At 41.3% G+C, this 18,426-nt stretch carries 18 protein-coding genes; 5 read left to right on the top strand and 13 right to left on the bottom strand.

The window, feature by feature from the left end; all coding sequences use genetic code 11:
- Window positions 1-42 precede the first annotated feature (42 nt).
- The 4 genes from H6G69_RS30110 to H6G69_RS30095 are packed head-to-tail and all read right to left on the bottom strand — an operon-like array spanning window position 43 to window position 4,805.
- On the bottom strand, window positions 43-1,581 hold the full coding sequence (locus H6G69_RS30110) for a formylglycine-generating enzyme family protein (protein WP_190692827.1): 1,539 nt from the start codon (window positions 1,579-1,581) through the stop codon (window positions 43-45).
- Window positions 1,578-2,912: a hypothetical protein gene (locus H6G69_RS30105; protein ID WP_190692825.1), complete on the bottom strand. Its 1,335-nt coding sequence runs from the start codon at window positions 2,910-2,912 to the stop codon at window positions 1,578-1,580. Before H6G69_RS30105 ends, H6G69_RS30110 begins: the two co-directional genes overlap by 4 nt.
- Window positions 2,899-3,834, bottom strand: a complete 936-nt coding sequence (locus H6G69_RS30100; RefSeq protein WP_190692823.1) for a MoxR family ATPase — start codon at window positions 3,832-3,834, stop codon at window positions 2,899-2,901. The genes H6G69_RS30105 and H6G69_RS30100 overlap by 14 nt, the downstream gene beginning before the upstream one ends.
- The gene (locus tag H6G69_RS30095) at window positions 3,819-4,805 is read right to left on the bottom strand and encodes a hypothetical protein (RefSeq protein WP_190692821.1); all 987 of its coding nucleotides are present in this window, start codon (window positions 4,803-4,805) and stop codon (window positions 3,819-3,821) included. The genes H6G69_RS30100 and H6G69_RS30095 overlap by 16 nt, the downstream gene beginning before the upstream one ends.
- Before the next feature lie 536 nt (window positions 4,806-5,341).
- On the opposite strand from H6G69_RS30095, the gene H6G69_RS30090 reads away from it, so the two are divergent.
- From H6G69_RS30090 to H6G69_RS30080, 3 genes are all read left to right on the top strand, one after another.
- Window positions 5,342-6,274 carry a tyrosine-type recombinase/integrase gene (locus tag H6G69_RS30090; RefSeq protein ID WP_190692820.1) on the top strand — a complete coding sequence of 311 codons (933 nt, stop codon included), beginning with the start codon at window positions 5,342-5,344 and terminating at the stop codon, window positions 6,272-6,274.
- A gap of 201 nt (window positions 6,275-6,475) precedes the next feature.
- Complete coding sequence (locus tag H6G69_RS30085; RefSeq protein ID WP_190692813.1) at window positions 6,476-6,673, top strand: hypothetical protein; 198 nt, start codon at window positions 6,476-6,478, stop codon at window positions 6,671-6,673.
- Window positions 6,654-7,199: a transposase gene (locus tag H6G69_RS30080; protein WP_190692812.1), complete on the top strand. Its 546-nt coding sequence runs from the start codon at window positions 6,654-6,656 to the stop codon at window positions 7,197-7,199. Before H6G69_RS30085 ends, H6G69_RS30080 begins: the two co-directional genes overlap by 20 nt.
- Before the next feature lie 259 nt (window positions 7,200-7,458).
- Here the strand turns inward: H6G69_RS30080 and H6G69_RS30075 are convergent, their stop codons facing one another.
- The 8 genes from H6G69_RS30075 to H6G69_RS34570 all read right to left on the bottom strand — a co-directional run bounded on the left by H6G69_RS30075 (window position 7,459) and on the right by H6G69_RS34570 (window position 14,510).
- Window positions 7,459-7,815 (bottom strand): hypothetical protein, encoded by a 357-nt coding sequence (locus H6G69_RS30075; protein WP_190692810.1) that lies wholly within the window; start codon window positions 7,813-7,815, stop codon window positions 7,459-7,461.
- Between the two features lie 339 nt (window positions 7,816-8,154).
- Complete coding sequence (urtA, locus tag H6G69_RS30070) at window positions 8,155-9,423, bottom strand: urea ABC transporter substrate-binding protein (RefSeq protein WP_190692809.1); 1,269 nt, start codon at window positions 9,421-9,423, stop codon at window positions 8,155-8,157.
- A 305-nt stretch (window positions 9,424-9,728) separates the two neighbouring features.
- The gene (locus tag H6G69_RS30065) at window positions 9,729-12,332 is read right to left on the bottom strand and encodes a caspase, EACC1-associated type (RefSeq protein ID WP_190692807.1); all 2,604 of its coding nucleotides are present in this window, start codon (window positions 12,330-12,332) and stop codon (window positions 9,729-9,731) included.
- Window positions 12,333-12,344: 12 nt separating this feature from the next.
- The gene (locus H6G69_RS30060; RefSeq protein WP_190692803.1) at window positions 12,345-12,725 is read right to left on the bottom strand and encodes a hypothetical protein; all 381 of its coding nucleotides are present in this window, start codon (window positions 12,723-12,725) and stop codon (window positions 12,345-12,347) included.
- A gap of 133 nt (window positions 12,726-12,858) precedes the next feature.
- Window positions 12,859-13,101 carry a site-specific integrase gene (locus tag H6G69_RS30055; RefSeq protein WP_313952438.1) on the bottom strand — a complete coding sequence of 81 codons (243 nt, stop codon included), beginning with the start codon at window positions 13,099-13,101 and terminating at the stop codon, window positions 12,859-12,861.
- 107 nt (window positions 13,102-13,208) lie between these two features.
- Window positions 13,209-13,463 (bottom strand): hypothetical protein, encoded by a 255-nt coding sequence (locus H6G69_RS30050; RefSeq protein WP_190692801.1) that lies wholly within the window; start codon window positions 13,461-13,463, stop codon window positions 13,209-13,211.
- On the bottom strand, window positions 13,463-14,095 hold the full coding sequence (parA, locus tag H6G69_RS30045; RefSeq protein ID WP_190692799.1) for a ParA family partition ATPase: 633 nt from the start codon (window positions 14,093-14,095) through the stop codon (window positions 13,463-13,465). The genes H6G69_RS30050 and parA overlap by 1 nt, the downstream gene beginning before the upstream one ends.
- Before the next feature lie 286 nt (window positions 14,096-14,381).
- Entirely contained in the window at window positions 14,382-14,510 is a 129-nt protein-coding gene (locus tag H6G69_RS34570; protein WP_277883501.1) for a hypothetical protein, read from the bottom strand.
- A gap of 880 nt (window positions 14,511-15,390) precedes the next feature.
- Between H6G69_RS34570 and H6G69_RS30040 the strand changes: the two genes are divergently transcribed.
- Both H6G69_RS30040 and H6G69_RS30035 read left to right on the top strand, forming a co-directional pair.
- On the top strand, window positions 15,391-15,783 hold the full coding sequence (locus H6G69_RS30040) for a hypothetical protein (RefSeq protein ID WP_190692798.1): 393 nt from the start codon (window positions 15,391-15,393) through the stop codon (window positions 15,781-15,783).
- Window positions 15,784-16,820: 1,037 nt separating this feature from the next.
- Window positions 16,821-16,964 carry a hypothetical protein gene (locus H6G69_RS30035; protein WP_190692797.1) on the top strand — a complete coding sequence of 48 codons (144 nt, stop codon included), beginning with the start codon at window positions 16,821-16,823 and terminating at the stop codon, window positions 16,962-16,964.
- 579 nt (window positions 16,965-17,543) lie between these two features.
- On the opposite strand, the gene H6G69_RS30030 is transcribed toward H6G69_RS30035, so the two are convergent.
- Window positions 17,544-17,723 (bottom strand): hypothetical protein, encoded by a 180-nt coding sequence (locus tag H6G69_RS30030; RefSeq protein WP_206757655.1) that lies wholly within the window; start codon window positions 17,721-17,723, stop codon window positions 17,544-17,546.
- Between the last annotated feature and the right edge of the window lie 703 nt (window positions 17,724-18,426).

Raw genomic sequence — 18,426 nt, 5'->3', positions numbered from 1 at the left:
CCCAATAAATTCCCGTTTATCAGTTGTGACTTTTGGGACTGCTCACACAACCGCACACACCAACCGAAAACCAACATCGTTGCCACGATCCGCGCGCGCGTTCCTAACGCGATAGGCACAACGACACTTCCTCGGATAGCTGTCCCAAGATCCACCCCGCATTATGCGAGAATCATGATCATTTTCACTCACCCATGCACTGCCGTCTGTTGGTACTCTGTTGTAATTATTGTTATATATATCTAGACACCATTCCCATACATTACCATGCATATCATATAAACCAAAAGAGTTAGGCGGAAATTGTCCTATATTTGTTGTTTGCTGACGATATTGACCTTTTGGGGCAGAAGCGTAAGTGTAATGTCCGTAGTAATTAGCTAAATCAGTGATAATCGTTTCACCAAAATAAAACGGTGTAGTCGTTCCAGCACGACAAGCGTATTCCCATTCAGCTTCGCTAGGTAGTCGATAGGTGCGTCCTGTTTTCTGGCTTAACTTTTTACAAAATTCTATTGCTTCATCCCAACTAACTTGTTCTACAGGTCTTGTTTCTCCTTTGAAACAGGAAGGATTATTCCCCATAATTGCTTGATATTGCGCCTGGGTGACTTCATATTTACCCATAAAGAACATAGGGACTGTTACCTGATGCTGTGGCCCCTCATTATCCAATCTTTGTGCTTCCGTTGTTGGCGAACCCATTGTAAAGGTTCCCCCTGGTATCTGCACCATTTCCAAGGTGGCACCATTCCCCACATTTTCTACAAAGTAATTCGCCTGACAGTTGCGGCGTTTGGTAATTGTACCCCTCACATTAACTGTCACAACTTCAAATTGAAAAGTTTGTAATGGTTTTGGTGTTGTAGGACTTGATCTAATTTGTTCGGGAAGAAGTAAACTTACTCCAGCGACCTGTATCTGCTTTCCTCCTTCAACTAGTTCATCAAACTGAGGCTCTGCATCTGTCAAATTACCAGCACGGGCAAATTTTGCCATTCCACGAGCATAAATCAACAAGGGCTGAAATTCAGCCAATGGCTCTGCAAAGGTTTCTGTTAATGAAGCTAGTCGCACCAGATTAGCTTTATCTTTCAAATCCAATTTCGAGAAAGCTAAAGCTAGTTCATGAGCAACTTGAGTAGGTCGTGTATATGCTAAAGCTATCCAGTGTTGAGCCTGGGCAAATTCCTGAGTATCAGGATCATCACTTTTAAGTTTCTGCCGTACATAATCAAGCAAAAACTCCGATAGCTCATTTATCCTTTGTTGACCGAAGTTTTTATCTTCCTGCAATCGACTTAACAGCACATTTCGTAATGCTAAATCCATTTCATAGAGTTCATGTCCTACTTCATCACACAGGCTAGAAAGCAGTAGATCAGCTACAGCTATCCAAGGAATATTTAGTACTGCGCCGTGAATATCCCGTTGGAAGTTAGCCCACAAACGATATAACAAATCCGGTGTGAGTGCTATGGGGAACGCTGCATGATACGCCAAATACAAGTGTGCTTGACCGAAGCGTTTTTCAAAAGACTCAATGCGTCGGTTAACAACTTCTGGTCTAATTTTGGTCATATTCTCCGCCCCTCAAAGTTAGTTGGCCGTCCGCGTAGCACACCAATAGCATCAAGCACACCTCGGCGGCTAACTTCAAACATAGGGACAAGACCAGTTATATGGTCTGCGGTTGTACCAAACCAACGTTTTCTGGGCATAGGATTAAGCCAAGCAATGTAATGCACCCGTTTTTTCAGCTTTTCTAGAAATTCTTTAGTAAAAACGTAGCGTTCCTCGCTATATCTACCACGGGCAGCACCAGCATCACTAAAAATCAATATAGTAGTTCTTTTTGTGCAAACATGGGTAACAATATCACTGACTAACTCCGCTTGCTGATGATAAGGGTCGTGGTAAAGATATTCGATAGGGCAATTGTGAAAGTAGTAAACTCCAGATTTGCCCAAACGACCACCATGCAAAGCTGTTTCTACTAACCGCCGTGATAGTGCATGAAAAGGTACCATTGAACCATCTTGGTCAATAAGTAATAGCAACTCCGCTTTATTTACCCGACTTGGAACTAAGACAGGTTCAAGCAATAAACCTTGGCTGACAATCTGGTTAACAGTTGCTTCTACATCCAACTCTGTGCGTGAACCTTCGCGTACTGGACGGCGTAAATAGCGCCAAATCTGTTTCATTTGCCGTTCAGTTACAGGAAAATACTCAGTGGTTAGTATGAAACGACTGTAAGAGATGTCCTCACCTCTGCTGGTAGCTTGCAGCACTGCTTGAGCTACTTGTACCTCATCTTCAATTATCTGGGTCAATTCTGTAGGACTCGTAATTACTTCAGGAAGGGAGGCACTTTGATCAATTTGCTGTTCGCTGTTTCGCCTAGCTAACCATTGGAAAAGTACATACCCACCACTCAAAGCTATGACTAATAACAAACTCCAAAACATCCAATTTGGCTTCTCTGTTGTGGGCTGTGTTGTGGGCTGTGTTGTGGGCTGTACTGTTGAGACTGGGTTTGGAGTTGAGGATTGCTTATTTAACATTAATCCAACACCCAAGCTCATACCAATACCTAAAATCACCAAAATCAAGTAGCGCGTTTTTGGAGAAATCTGAAACTTTCTATATGGTGCGGGCAATAGCTTCGCAGTTTGTGTTGCTGCTTCAGTATCCATCACTTGTTGAAAGTGATGCTCAAAGAGCCACTTTTCTTCAGCAGATTTAACCCACAGGGTCTGACACAAACGCTTCAAAGCAGCCGTGTCAGTAATCCCAAAACCAGCTTGCATAGCTTCCAAAACCAACTGATACTCATCAATGCCAAGTGGTAAGCCTGCTTCGCGCAGCCTGGTGAACAATTCCAGTAAAGGTAAATCATTCCCTTCCACTGTTTTGACTCAAATAACGTACATGATCATCCCAACTTTTCAGCAATACACCAGCATAAGGAATCTTACCTTCCAATTTTGCCAGCACTTCATCTTGGGGATAGCGACGTAGAACGCGAAACCAGTCAATTAATTCGCTGGTGCTTACCTTTTTACTGGACTCCCCTTTATATTTCCCCATTTCCTGCCGTAAAAATAAGAAGCGAGCCACAGCTTTATCTAGCAAAACTGGCGGTGCAGCAGGAAAATGAGAATTGATAATTTCTCTTAACCGTTCACGGCTGGGAAATTCAACATAGTGAAACAAGCATCGCCGCAAAAATGCATCTGGTAACTCTTTTTCATCATTGCTGGTAATCAAAACAATCGGTGCGGCTTTGGCTTCAATCTCCTGACCTGTTTCCTCGACAATAAATCGTTTTTGATCTAGTTCCAGCAGCAAGTCGTTGGGAAAGTCAATGTCAGCTTTGTCAATCTCGTCAATTAGCACCACTATACGCTGTTCTTGCTGAAATGCTCGTCCTAGAGGCCCCCAGCGCACATAAGCAGTTGGGTCATCAATTCGCTGGATTTGTTCTGCTGTCAGGCGACCAGAAGCAGCAAGCTGGGCATCGCGCAACCGTCCTACAGCATCGTAAGTATACAAGCCATCCCGTGCGCGACTGGTAGATTTAACATACCACGTTTCCAAATTTAGACCCAATTCGTAGGCTACCGCACTTGCTAACAGCGTCTTCCCACACCCTGGTTCTCCTTTCAGCAGTAACGGTCGTTCTAAGTAAATCGCTAGGTTAACCGCTTCCACCAGTTCAGGACTAGGCAAATAGGGATATAAAAGCTGTCCGTTCGTCCCCCTTTCTCCTAGCTGTGGCTGAACTTTACCTGTATATTCCAGAAATTGTCTACTTACAGCCTCAACCATTTTTCCTCTTGTTCATACCAATTACAATCAGAAAGGCGGCAAATTTCTCCCAAAGTGGGTTCTGGAATTCCATTATCACTATTTTTAAGTATAATTTGTATCGTTTCATCTACTTGTTCTACCAGTTTAATTGGCAGTTCGTCTGCTGTAAACTCTAGCCAGTTAGACAGTTCATCTTCAGAAAATTCAAAAATTTCAGGCAGTTTAACAGGTTGCTCCGGCTGCCATGTTGTGTCGAGCTTTTCTGTAAAAGGAACATTCCAACTAGCTACACAACCGTCATAATCTACTAGAAACATTAATAATTTGAAATCGCTGGTTTGTGAAACAGCTTTTTTTGCCCTAATCGTTAATGGTAGCCAGAAATTACGGATTAGATCCTTGAGAGAAATTTCTGACAGAAAATCAACATCATAAAATATTAAAAGAACATTTTGAGTCTGCCACCATTGATAGACTCGTTCGACAATTTCAACAATGGGGCTTTGTCTATCTAGACCAACTCGACCTCCCAATTCACGCCATAAGGCATTAGTATCACTTCGCCGAGCAATACGACTGAGATTAATTCGCACAATCTTACCTGTAATTACGCTAGGAACATATTGAACGACTAATCTATTTAATAACCAGCGTTGTCCGTAGTCTGGCGAACCGTGAATAAGGAAAGCTGCTATCGAGTGAGCTTCAATAAATTTCCGAAAAGCTAGTGTATGCTTTTGATAACCTAATCTCAGCAAAGCGCGGTACAGTTTGCCATCAGATAAAACTTGTTCTAGCTTCTGAAGTTGCTCATCTAATGAGTTCAGTTCTGCTTCAGTTTGTTCAATTTGCTTTTCCAGTTGAAAGCGAACAAGAGTATCTGCCATGATCGCGTAATCACAGCGTAACCGTTTTAACTTCTCGGCTACTAGGTCATACTGTTGTTGTAATGCCTGACGTTTGTGGTGTAGGTTCTGGTCGGCGTACATCCAGTTATTTTTTTAGCCAAAAATGTTGTCTCAATACTCCAGATAATCGCAGTGAAATTTGGTTGATTGTGTTCCGTTTCAATAGCTGAAATAGTTGAAACATATTTTTGTTAGTTGATGCAAATTATACAATTAAGGTTTTCTATCTTTTTAGCGATTTTATATTTAATCAGATTTAAACAAAACAATAAATATACAAATGATATTAGACGGATTCCAGTCATAAATCATCTTTACAGCCGTCCCCCAATCCCGGCACGGGACGAACAACTCATGAAACAGAGATAGCCAGATGACTGCTAGGGGAGATCCAAAAAATAAAATGCCTAGCTTGGTGATATCAAGATATTTAAGACACTGGTGCAGGCAGTAGAAATATTGAAATGATGGCTGTGGTAGTTGAAAAGCGGTGTGTTGAATTGATATCGCCCAGTAGGTAAAGAAATGATGCTAAAGGGATCTGGGAGTACGAAACAGCTGTATGGGTAAGAAAAAGACAAAAGTTACATTTTGTCTGTTTGAGATATCGGTTGATTATGACACCAGTAGTAGCAGTTAAGCCCAGGGGTAAGCAATTATCTAAGTTAGCTCCGGTTAATGCCCAGCAAAGGTTAATTCAACTGTGGCTGCACGACAAGCCCAACTCGACACAAAAGTGTTATCTGCGGTATGCGGCGCAGTTCACCGCATTTTTGGGGGGAGTCTCTAAGGCGATCCGAGACACAACTTTTGAGGATTTGGTGGAGTTTTCTGAGCATTTGCACCAACGCGGCTTGGCAGCACCTACGATTCAAACCTATATGGCGGCAGTCAAAAGTTTGTTGTCCTTTGCTTACAAAACTGGCTACATTAAGCAAAATCCCGGTGCTGCTATCAGCTTAAAAAAGGTTGACCAGCGTCTGCATGAGAAGGTGCTGACGGAAACTGATATCGCGCTGATGATTCGGCTGACCGAACGAGCCGAGTATCGTTATCAAGCTCAACAAATTCGGGATGTGTTGATATTGAAGCTGTTATATGTGGCTGGTTTACGGGTGTCAGAGTTGGTAGGGCTGAGGTGGAAGGACTTCACCCAACGCGATTTCTCTGGGCAAGTGACGGTGGTGGGCAAGGGGGACAAGTCGCGTCACATTTTACTACCAGAATATCTGTGGCAGGAGTTGATGAGCTACCGGGGTGATGCTGCCAAAGATGCCTATGTCTTTCCCAGTCGCAAGGGTAAAGGCATGAAGCCATTGCAAAGGCAAAATGTTGACCCTATCATCAAGGATGCGGCCCAACGGGCAGGACTAACAGAAAAGGTTAGTTGTCACTGGCTTAGGCATAGCCACGCTACCCATAATGCTGAGAGAGGTACACCTGTGCCGTTGCTTCAGCAAACATTAGGTCATGCAGATATCGCTACAACATCAGGTTATATTCACATTCGACCGGGAGATAGTAGTGCTTTGCATTTGCCAAGGGTTTAACATCACTGCTTAACCCTCATTTGTCACTTTTTCCAGAGAATAATCTAAGATGCTTACAGCATAAGACTTTTGCCAAAAAAGCTTGATTCCAGCCATTCTATTAGAAAATAAGCGTTCAAATGCTCGTTATATCTACAGTTGAAAAATTGGCTTTGATTTTTATTTTCTCAGAGTGACAGAACAGGGTTAAGATGTCGGTTAATGCTCATATCACGAGAAGAAATTATCCTGGTTAGTCCGGCTGGATGGACTCATGATGAAGCTAAAGCATTAGTGTTAATCGCGCAAAATAAACTGGCATCCAGGCAGGAACAACCAGAACAGCAACTCTACGATAAACAGCAGTTGGAGTCAGAATATTTAGCTATAGCTGTACCTGTTGCTGACTTTTCCCGTTAAGTCTCGTTGGCAAGCGCGTAATCACTCGAAGTTTGCTGCTGACCAGTTTAAGTTTGATTGGGACAACCAAGTAGCCACTTGTCCTATGGGGCAGCAGAGTGTGACTTGGCTACCTCAAATCGACAAGCGCGGACAGCCAATTATTGACATTCGATTTCCTACTGCCGCTTGTCGAGCTTGCCGAGTTCGTCGCCGTTGCACACGTTCAAAAAAAGATCCTCGTGGGCTGACTATCCGCGCTCAAGCCTTTCACACAGCACTGCAAACTCGTCGTCAATCTCAAGAAACACCTGAATTTCTCAAAATTTACCACCAACGTGCAGGAATAGAAGCTACTTTGTCTCAAGGAACCAGACGTACAGGTTTGCGACGCTCTCGTTACAAGGGATTGGCAAAAACTCATCTTCAACACATTCTAATTGCTACTGCTCTTAACTTTTTACGCTTGGATGCTTGGTTTAACGAAGTACCAATTGCTAAAACTCGTATTTCTCGCTTCAAACAATTACAGCCCAAACCCGCTTGAGCAATACTTAGAGTCCCTTATCCATGTAACACACGGTTGATTAGTCAATCATTTTCTTTTTCCGTGTATTACATGGTTAGTTTTTAGAAAACAAAATATTTCAGTTCGGTTGACATTCAAAAATTTGGCAGCAATTTCATGGAGCATTTTTGGTTATGTAATACATGGCAGATGGTCATACAAATTCATCGCTTTACTCCTCAGTCCATCCGCTCTACATAAGCATTTCCCGAATTCGCCAACAGTGTCTTCGCTATATCTACGCCTTCATTTCAAAAATTATTACTATTATCGAAATTAGTGTAAATAGACCACCAGCTATAATATTTAAATGAAAAAATATCAAGCATAATCCAATAATAGTAATTAGACTACTTGCTATAAGTAGAATACCGTATATAGGTCTTATATCTTTTGTTTGAGGAACTATAGAAAATTTACTAAAGCAAAATACAAGTAAAGGTATTGAAGTTGCAAAACAAAATAGCGCAAATGTAAGATACGAACTTAGAGACTGTGATTGTAATAACTGGATAACAATTGTAATAGCTATAACAGCCAGACTTCCAGAGATTATACGTCCACTGTCTAAAAGTTCTTTTTGTTTGTCGTTCATGGGGTTATCCTGCCAAAAAAGGTTTTTTCTACCTAAGTGATTTAAATAAACGTCCAAAGCTCTGCCCAGACTTAGTTACAGCTTGTTTAATTTGAAAATTTTTGTTTTTTAGGTTTGAGGTCAGAAAGGCGACTTCCTGGCTTAGGCATCCATCTATACTTCTATAAAATCTTGAATTGCTTTAACAGCAACTTCCAATTCTTCTCGACTGTGGGCTGTTACAGTCAGTTTCTTTCCATTAACTTCCACCGAGACGTTAACATTTTTCTCTACCAGCTATCAGCGTGTTGTTTAGTAATGAGTCAACAGTCTAAAATCATAAATTTAACTATTGACCAATTAGGCTTTTTTGTACTTACCACCCTTAGCTGGATCTGACCAATCACAAGCAAATCCCTTAGTCTCTTGCACAAATTGATTCCAAGGAACTGGCTCAACTGGCGCAGGTGTAGCATAGACAATATCAAACAAACCATCATCTCTGACTTGACCAATCCGCACAATTTTGGATATGTGATGATTAGCATTTACTGTCACTTTTCCTTCAGGTGCATCTATGGTTTGACCATAGGCCGCAGCACGCACTTTAGCTAACTCAGGAGTACCTGCTTTTTCTACTGCTTGCTTCCACAAATAAACGGCGATATATGCGGCTTCAATTGGGTCATTTGTTACCCGGTCAGCACCATACTCTTTTTTAAAAGCTTCGACAAATTTTTTATTAGCAGGAGTGTCTACTGTTTGGAAGTAGTTCCAAGCAGCATAGTGACCTTTGAGATACTCAACACCAATCGCCTTAACCTCTTCTTCGGCAATACTAACAGACATAGAAGGATATTTGTCTGGTGTTAATCCAGCACCTTTCAACTGTTTGAAGAAAGCTACATTGCTATCACCATTCAAAGTATTATAAATTATGCCTCCGTTGGGCAAAGTTTGTTTGATTTTTGTGATTATTGGTGTGGCTTCTGTATTACCTAAAGGTAAGTAATCTTCACCAACTATTTTTCCTCCTAGAGCTTGTAATTGGGCTTTTATAATTGTGTTAGCAGTCCGAGGAAAAATGTAGTCTGACCCTATTAAAAAGAATTCTTTACCTTTATTTTTTAACAACCAATCAATAGAAGGTTCAATTTGTTGGTTAGGCGTTGCACCTGTATAAAAAATGTTTTTAGAACACTCTTGACCTTCATACTGGACGGGATACCACAACATATGGTCTCTATCTTCAAAGATTGGCTTAACATTTTTGCGACTGGCTGAAGTCCAACAGCCAAAAACTACAGCTACTTTATCTTGATCAATCAACTTGATCGCTTTTTCTCTAAATGTATCCCAGTCAGAAGCACCATCTTCAATAATAGCTTCAATTTGTTTATTTAAAATACCACCAGCCGCGTTAATTTCCTTGATGGCTAATTTTTCAGCATCGACGACACTTTTTTCACTAATAGCCAGTGTGCCACTCAGTGAGTGCAATATACCTACTTTGATGGTATTGCCACCATTTGTATTTGAACTGTTATTAGCACAAGCCTTGAGAAAAATGCTACTCCCGATAGTTGCAAAACTATAAATTAAAAACTTACGTCGGATAAGTCTACTCATATATTTGTTAATTTTCCTTCATGAATCAGCTAGATCCTAGACAGTTTACAAACTCAAGTTTCAAACTGTGATATTAGTTTCAATACAGTTCGGTTAAAGAGGAAAGAGAAAAGGAGAAAAGAATTGAATTCACCCTTACCCCTTTCCCATTACCCTTTTCCCAAATCACAAGGGAGATGCAAAGTACTTATCCGAACCGTATTGATATTAGTTTGATATTGAACTATTTAATTGTTATTTTTGATACTAAACTTAGTTTCTTCAATAACGGGAGTTAAACAAAAATGAAGGACAAGGACAGAGGACTAAAGAATCCTTCCAACCTCGCAGACAACACGAAAACCAATACGGTTATAGCGGTTGTCGGGGCTGTAAGAGAAGCGAAATGCAGACCGGCAATCTTTAGGCTTGTTGAACCAGGAACCGCCACGCAGACAACGACGTTGATCCTCATTATTTATCCATGCACTTCCATCATTAGGCGCTCCTTTATAGCTGTCATGCCAAGTATCTTGACACCACTCCCAGACATTCCCGTGCATATCGTATAGTCCAAAGGCGTTGGAAAAACGAAAACTTCCTACTTCTGTTGTGTGTTGAGGATTTTTGCCCTTCAGCTCAGAAGCGTAGGTAAAATCCCCATTGTAATTGGCTAACTCAGTTGTAATCGTATCGCCAAAGTGAAATGGTGTCGTTGTTCCTGCACGACAGGCGTATTCCCACTCTGCTTCACTAGGTAGGCGATATTTACGCCCAACCTTTTGACTCAGCTTTTTGCAAAATTCTACTGCATCATTCCAGGACACTTGTTCTACAGGATGTTTTGGCTCGATGACCCCTTTTTCTCCCTTAAATCCGGACGGAGTGGTACCCATTATTTGTTTGTACTGTTCCTGAGTCACTGCAAACTTGCCTATAAAAAAAGTAGGCACATTCACAATGTGCATTGGTTCTTCATTTTGGGTTCGACCAGTTTCACTAGGTGGTGAACCCATATTGAAAGAGCCTCCAATAATCTCAACCATATCTAAAGTTATCCCATTGCCTAAGTCTTGCTTAAATAACTTAGCTTGCTTGTTAGCTTGTGTAACTATATCTCCCTTGTTATCTACCGTTACTGTTGCAAACTGAATGGGAATTAATGGTGTTGGTGATTGACCCTTGAAAATTTCATGGGCTACCACTACTGTCCCCAAACCTACACCTCCGAAGCCAACCCACTTCAAAACTTTTCGCCGGGTAATTTTTTGACGAATGGTTGATTTAGTAGAAGTTTGTTGCTGATTGGTTGGTTCAGTTCTTTCTTCTAAAGATGAAATAATACTTGCTTCAAGTGCAGATATTTCCTCATCATTTAGTCCTAAAATTTTCTGAAGTCGCTTAAGTTCTTTACGACCGTCATCACTAAGAGGATGTTCAAACTTAATTAATTCGCTAAAGGCCTGTTTATACTCACCAAGTTTGTGATACTGTGTTTCTCTTTCAGTCGTGATTTCTTCTTCGATTCGTGTAACATCTTCACTCGTTAATCCTAAACGCTCCCGCTCTTGGTATAAAGCAGCCCGTTTTTCCTGTGTGAGTGGATATTCCTGCTTTATGCTAGTTATAAACAGCTGTTTGTACTCTTGGAGTTTCTGGTGATATGCTTTTACCTCAGCCGTAATCGTGTCTTCAATCATCACAATATCTTCATCCACAAGCTTTAATTGCTTCTGAAGTTCCCCTAAGCGCTCACGGCTTGCTGGAGTCAGAGGGTATTCTTGCCGCAGTGTTATTGTAAAGTCCTGCTTATATATTTCCAGTTTTTCCTGATAGTCTTTAAGCTGTGCATTCACTTCGTCCTCAATCAGTCTCGTGTCCTCATTCCTCAACCTCAAATATTGCTGTAGATTTTGTAGTTCTTGGCGAGCCTTCGGCGTAATTGTCTTGTCGCGTCTCAGTTGGTCTATAAATCCCTGCTTATACTCGTCAATTTTTTTACGAAATTCTTTGCGGCAAGGCTCTAATACCTCATCTTCAATTTGTTGCGCCTCAAAATTGTCTAACCTCAAAGTATCCCTGAGACGGTTCAGTATTATACGACCAATAATGGAAGTTTCACCTCGATCAACATATTGCATTACTTCTCTACGATATACCTCTCCTGGGGGAGGTGGAAGCACTTGTGTTAGTCTAATCTTATAACCTTGTCGAGCTACATAGATTTCCGGGTTCATCTCAGGGCGAAGTTGCCGCACTTTTCTACTTGCATATTCATGAATTTCATCAGTTGAGATATAACCATCCTGATCAAAATCAGCTTCTCCCGACTTGATCCCTTCAATAAAGAAACGAGTATAAATGGATAAATCTTCGCCCTCTTGCTCAAAGGAATATTGAGTTGAACTAGAGGAAGTCAGTACTACTCGTCCTTCAGCACCGAACTGTTGTTCAATGTCACCTCTAATATCATCATTACCTTTGATAGGTAACCCTGTAGCAAAGGCACCACTAAAGCAGCTATCGAGAATGATTACCTGGTGTCGGCAACGACTTTCACTCATACGCTCATGAATAAATTTGGCAGACACCGCAGTTGCACGCATCAGTTCGCCCTTTTTTGGTTGCTTAATAGTGTCGCAAGCTGCCAGATACAACGTATTATTAAGATAATCTTTAATACTGTGTCCTGAAAAGTACAGCAACAGCAAATCATCTTTATCCCGGCTAGAGAACAGGTTTTCAATCGCTATTGCCAAACTTTTCTGCTCAGGATCTTTCAGTATGTGGATATTTGACTCGGCAAAACCACCTATATGTGGATGCACCAGTACGTCATACATTGCCTCCACATCCCTAATTGCACTAGGCAACGGGGTGAAATCAGTCCCATACTTACTTACTCCAATCAGCAATGCCACCTTGGCCATTTTACTCGCCCCCTATACTTCTATAAAATCTTGAATTGCTTTAACAGCAACTTCCAATTCTTCTCGACTTTGGGCTGTTACAGTCAGTTTCTTTCCATTAAATTCCACCGAGAGTTCAATTGGCGTACCACCCAGGCGATTACCCAGAAACGGTAGCAACTTCTTCTTAGCATTGCCTGTATTTACCTCAACCATCAACAAGCCAGCCAAGAAATTACGGAATGATTTACTGCGGTCTGGCGGATTAAGATCCAAAACCCGATTAACTGACTCTATCTCGTCCATATCATTAAGATCAGCAATCAGCCATTGAACCTGCTGGTCTTTTTCTTCTGGCTCCAAAACCGGGTCGTTAAAGTGAATCGTCAGCTTGGTATTGGAAGTAACAGTCATCTTTGCCTATGCTGGGATTGAATATTAAATTCTATGTACCCAATTCTCGCATAAGTATTCGGCTAATACTGACACTACTATTTTTTGGCATTCGCAAAACTTTTCGGTCTACTGAATGTTCATCCTAGTAAAACTAATGATTTTTTCGCCTACTATAAGGCACATTCAGCAAATCAATCGCCCGTTTTTTCGCCGCTTCCCCCCGCCGATCATATTTACTTGTTGTACTTGGCGACGCATGACCTGCAAGTTTCGCTACCGTGACGATATCTGCGCCAGCATCCAATAGATTACCGATAAAAGTTCTTCTAAAATCATGAGGTGTAAACGCATCCACATCAGCCTTTTCCCCACGTCGTTGCAATGCTCGTAACACCCATTACTCACTCATCCGCCGATGGATGATTTTATTTGCCTTGATGCGTGACATGATGGTTTTGAGTGCATCTATCTCAGTATTTCAGTATTTCTGTAAATGTGGTTTTACAGTTTAGCTCCATAGTGCTGTTCTAGCAAATCTCGTAGTAGGTCAGCCATTGTTACGCCTGTGTCTACTGCTTGGCGTTTAATTGCTTTATGTAATGACTCAGGAATATCAAGGGTTAAGCGTTTCATTTTTTCAGTTTGCTCTTGCTGTGGTTGCTCCCCAACAGAGTCGCGCTCGCTAACCCATTTTTCTAAATCTACAGGTTCTTGAGTTTCAGGTTTTTTGCCAAAATTGACCTTTTTCGGTGACATTATTTAACCCCTAGCTTTAATAACTCACTGACTAATGCTTTTACTTCCTTGGCAGCAGAACCACTTTTATCAGTTTCAAGCACTGTATTGCCTGATGCTGCCGATTCCGCGAACACAACTCGCTGGCTGATGGCTGACTTTAATACTGGGAAAGGGTACTGCTCAAGTGCTTCCACTACATCTCGCCCAATTGCAGTATTTACTATTTTGCGATTAATTACAAATACGGCTTTAATGTTTTCTTTAAATACAGAAGCTTCCTTGATAAGTTTAACAACTTCATCTGCTGCCCAAATGTCATAAGGACTGGGCTGAATGGGAATTACAACTAAATCGGCTGCAATAATTGCACTTCTGGCTAATTCTGAGACTCGCGGCGGCCCATCGATCACTACATCGTCATAGTCTTTTGCAAGGGTTGTTAAGTCACGATGAATAGTAGGACGGTCTAATCCTATGACTGGAAATGGCGGCTTTTCTCCGCGTGCTGCTGCCCAATCTCGTGACGACCCTTGTGGGTCAGCATCGACTAACAAAACGTTGTGACCTTTCAACACCAGCCCATGACTAATATGAATTGCTAGTGTTGTCTTGCCCACGCCCCCTTTCTGGTTTTGTACTGAAATAATCATTTCTGTAAATAAAGAGAATCGTGCTTATACATTTACAGAAAATTTGTTATTTGGGTAGGGGTAGCGATCGCCTATTTTGGGATGTCACTAGCTGAGTTTGTCAGAAAAGCTTGATGAGGCAATTAATTTGGTTGAGCTTGTTCCAGACGGTTTAAGTGTGGTTTAATGCCCAAAGCTGTTAAAGCTATTAGTTATTTAACTTGACATATCCGCAACCCTTCCGAGCCTTCCAAGCTTTCAAAGCTTCCAGAATAGCTAAGGAGGGGTATTTTTATATGTGTACAAATCAATTTAAGTCAGTCAAAGATTGATCAGGCTTGGCCGTTGCTAACTCAAACTGAGCAAGCGCGGCTGTGGCAACTTTATCAACAATATCAGCAGCAATCGCCACTTTAGTAAAGATTACAGTAAGCAATTATTACTCAAGCACGAGTCAAAGAAAAAGGTTTTGGGCTGAACTATTTTAGAAGCTACATCGTGCAAATGGTCAACGGCGGTATTGCCGTCGTTAAAAAGTGCTGGGGTAATAAAGAACAATGCGACATACCCGTTGACCAACTTTTATTCAGTACATAAGTTCGGCTTGATTGCGGCTAATTGCAATTCATTGCTTGTTCTTTTTTGAGTGACTTCAAAATAGTTTTGTAGTCTGATACATTCGCATCAAGGTTTTTGAAGAATAAATTTACATTTTAATTTTGATAATTATCTTAAAAAAGAATTTATAAATTAGTTCGTAAATGGTTGGCAAATAGTTCTTTTATAGTTCTATGATGCTCTAAATTTAGTACCTAAATAGTTCTAAAATACTTCACGAATGGTTCTAAAATCACAGTTTTTAAACTGCTCAAAAAAATTTGGCTTCCTCATAGTTCTAAGATAGTTCGCTAATAGTTGTGTGCTAGTGAGCAGATGATTCTAATATGGTTGAATGCAATTAAAGGCTTTCGTGCAGCACAGTACGCCAAAAAGTTTTGAAAGTTTTTTTGGGTAAAAATCATCCCTAGCCGCCAGTTAACTACATAAAAACTACAGAAGCACAACAAATAGTGGCAGAGGCGATCGCTAGGGAGTGGTGAAAGCAGATTTTGTGTTGTGAATGTAGTATTTAAGTAGTATTGGAAGTGAGTGATCGCCGCTTGTGCTGTGTGAGGTGGAAAAAAGTTGCTTCAAAATTAAGGTGTATTATGCGGCAGTAGGCTAGTGAGGAAAAGTATGATGTAAAAAGAAGTTCAGCACAGCAGTTACACCAAAAGCAAACTTCAAGCGCAAGCATTGGCAAAGAGTAAACAGCGATGGGAAGAGCTAGCAAACGCAAAGCGATTGGCTCAAAGTCTATTAACAAACAGCACAGGCGGATACCGACAGCACAAATGCTCAACGAGTGGTTATTTTCTCATCAGGTATCTCAGTGGATACAAACCTACATTGAAATACCGGAAGATTTTTCGCACTTGTTGAGGCAACGCCTCATCCAGACGCAATTAGAGGATATGAACAGTGACTCTAGAGTGCGGTGGCTCAACCATTTGGTGATCGGTATTAATGCTCTTAATTGGGAGCTTTGGCTGTCCACACCATTAACCATGACTGATTACCAGCTCAATGTGTTTGGCGAACCTGTCAAAAGCGAAAGTATCCAATTATCGAAAAAATTTTCCCAACACCTCCGATTTCACCAGCCGTAATTGCTGGGAGTGCGCTTGCTCAAGTAAAAAGCCACTCCACAAATCTAAAGTTGTTCAACTACCCATTGATGAGTCAATGCCATTGTGCAGTATTCTGCTCAGGGTTGAAATAATTAAGTGAATAGCCAAAAGGTCAGTATGAGGATTTAGGTTACGTCCACAGACATCCTAATTTATATAAAAACAGTGACGTGTGGACGCAGCCTTTGAGTAGGGGATGTGATTGACTGGTGTGAATTGATGAGGCCATCGGTTTAGTTGAGGTTGTGGCATCTGGTTTAAGCGTGTTGTAGCGTTGTCAGGGGGAGTGATCGCCCTAATTCTCTTCCTGTCTCAGTATTGTCAAAAATTAGTAGCAAAACACACCAGTGAGCAAATGCGGATTTGATGCAATTTTAGGGCAGTTTTGTGTGTAATTGATGGTTAATCTATGGGTTAACTGTGGTAAATCAGTGGAACTTCAGCAAACTGGTCAGGGTAAATTGCGGTAGTTTAACGGGAAATTGATGGGTTATTTGTGGGTTAAGTGTGGTGAATTTGTGGGGTTTTGATTTTGGGTTGTGCGGCACAGTACGCCATCTTTGACGGAAAGTTTTTTTGGGTAAAAATCATGTTTACTCCCCCAAATCGACTACATAAAAACTACAAAAGCACGACAAATAGCAGCAGAGGCGATTGCGCTGGAGTAGCGAAAGCAGATTTTATATGACAGAAGTAGTATTTAAGTAGTATTTGTTGTGAGCGCTCGCCTTCAATCAAATTTAAAGTGGAAAAAACTTGCGAAAAAATTTAGGCGTACTGTGCGGCCAATTTTCGCTTTTAATTGCCATAAAACTACCAGAGATTTACCATAAAACTGCCATAGAACTGCCATAAAATTGCCGTTGCTTCAGCCTTGCTAAACCTCTGCTTGCCATAAAAGTGCCATAGATTTCACATAAAACTGCCATAAAACTACCAGGGATTTACCATAAATCTGCCGTAGCGCACTGATATGGTTTGATACCCGATTTTCGGCTTACTGAGGTAAGCAACTTGTGAGCGAACCGTATTGGCAGTGGGGTGAACTTTCAGTAATTAAGTTAATAGCCAAAGGATTAGTTTACGTCCACAGACAATCTAATTTATATAAAAACAGTGGTGTGTGGACGCAGGCGAGAAGCGATCGCCATTCGTTGTAAAATGCCTTTAGCAAGGCAACCACTGCTAAAAGCTAAGTGTGGTCGGTGTTTAAATGCCCTCAATGCGTACAGTGAGCCAATGACTGACTGTGTAACTGCCCACAGTAAAGGGGAATGCAAAACCTCGAACGGTCTAGTAACCATCAAGGCGGTTGAGACAAGCTCAAAGCGTCGTCAACAAACTGTAAAGGCCTCAACTCTGGATGTCGCATATCTGAGTTTTTCTCAGTGTTGGTAGGCAGGCTAGATCGACTTGGGAGTAACGGCTAACAGAAAAATAAATGTGAAAGAAAGTGCTAGAAATGCGCTAACTTTTTGCTGTCAATAAAAACAGTCAAAAAATAAGTAAACAAGCAAGCACTGTTTTTTCCTGTCTAAACAAAATTTGGGGCAGTCCAGAGGAGAAACGCGCGCTCGCCTACCTTGGTATCTATGTACAAGAGGGTGTAGCTGAAAATTGACTAACTATCTGTGATGCTGCTCATCTATGTACAAAAGGGTATAGCAGAAAGATAGTGATCGCCTACTTTGAACATAGCGGATGTTGCTGTGTGGGACATTGTAGATGCCCCAATAGTGCTACTTATCTTTACTTTCAGGTTTAGTGGATGTGTCTTGACTGCTATTGAGCAAATAAGCGATTGCTGGAGGTGCAACAGCTTGCGCCAAAGGGATATAGTCACTGTTGTAACCAGCCCAGGCGATAGTTGAAACAGCGAAGCAAGCAACAGCTTTTTTAAGGGAGAAACTATGAATCATAGCTTTGGATGAGTAAATGGACATCCAGATTTAGTCAACCTGGATGTTTCTTTATTTGTGGGAAATTAGTTGGGAAAATACGTTGGGGATGGTTATGAGAATTTAAGGCGAAGAATTGGAGAACATAACTATACAAGAGGGTCAGGCTATTGGAGGCACTCGTCTACTCCGCTATTACTGTACTAGGGGAAATGTATAGCCATACAAGTGATGAACCTAACTATGGGTGTACAAGAGGTAAAGAGAATGAACGCGATCGCCGTTATGCCATAGCTGTACTAAAAGAAATGTATATGGATGCCAGATATTAGCCTAAGCATGGGTGTACAAGAAGGTAAAAGAAGTGAGAGCGATCGCCTGTCTAAGCATACCTGTACAAGACAATTTAAATAGTGATACTACTTGTTAGCCTCATTATGCCTATACAAGAGGTTAAGTTAAAGCAAACAAGGATAGCGATGCCTGCGACGGGTATAGCCAACGCCTGCCAAGTATACCAGTACAAAAGGGTATGAATGCAGATATCCCTATACAAAACGGTGAAGTCATGCTTATACATCAGGGTAAGTACAGACATGGTGGATGTCCTAGTTATCCCTATACAAGAAGGTTAAAGAAGGCGGCTCCGTCTACATCCATATACAAGAGTATTAATATAGTCCTTGCTTTCATTCCTTGTTCTCTAGAGAACAAGGAATGAAAG

Origin of the sequence: Nostoc sp. FACHB-110, from assembly GCF_014697425.1 — a bacterium.
Lineage (GTDB): Bacteria > Cyanobacteriota > Cyanobacteriia > Cyanobacteriales > Nostocaceae > Nostoc_B.
This window is presented reverse-complemented; position numbering and strand designations above follow the sequence as displayed.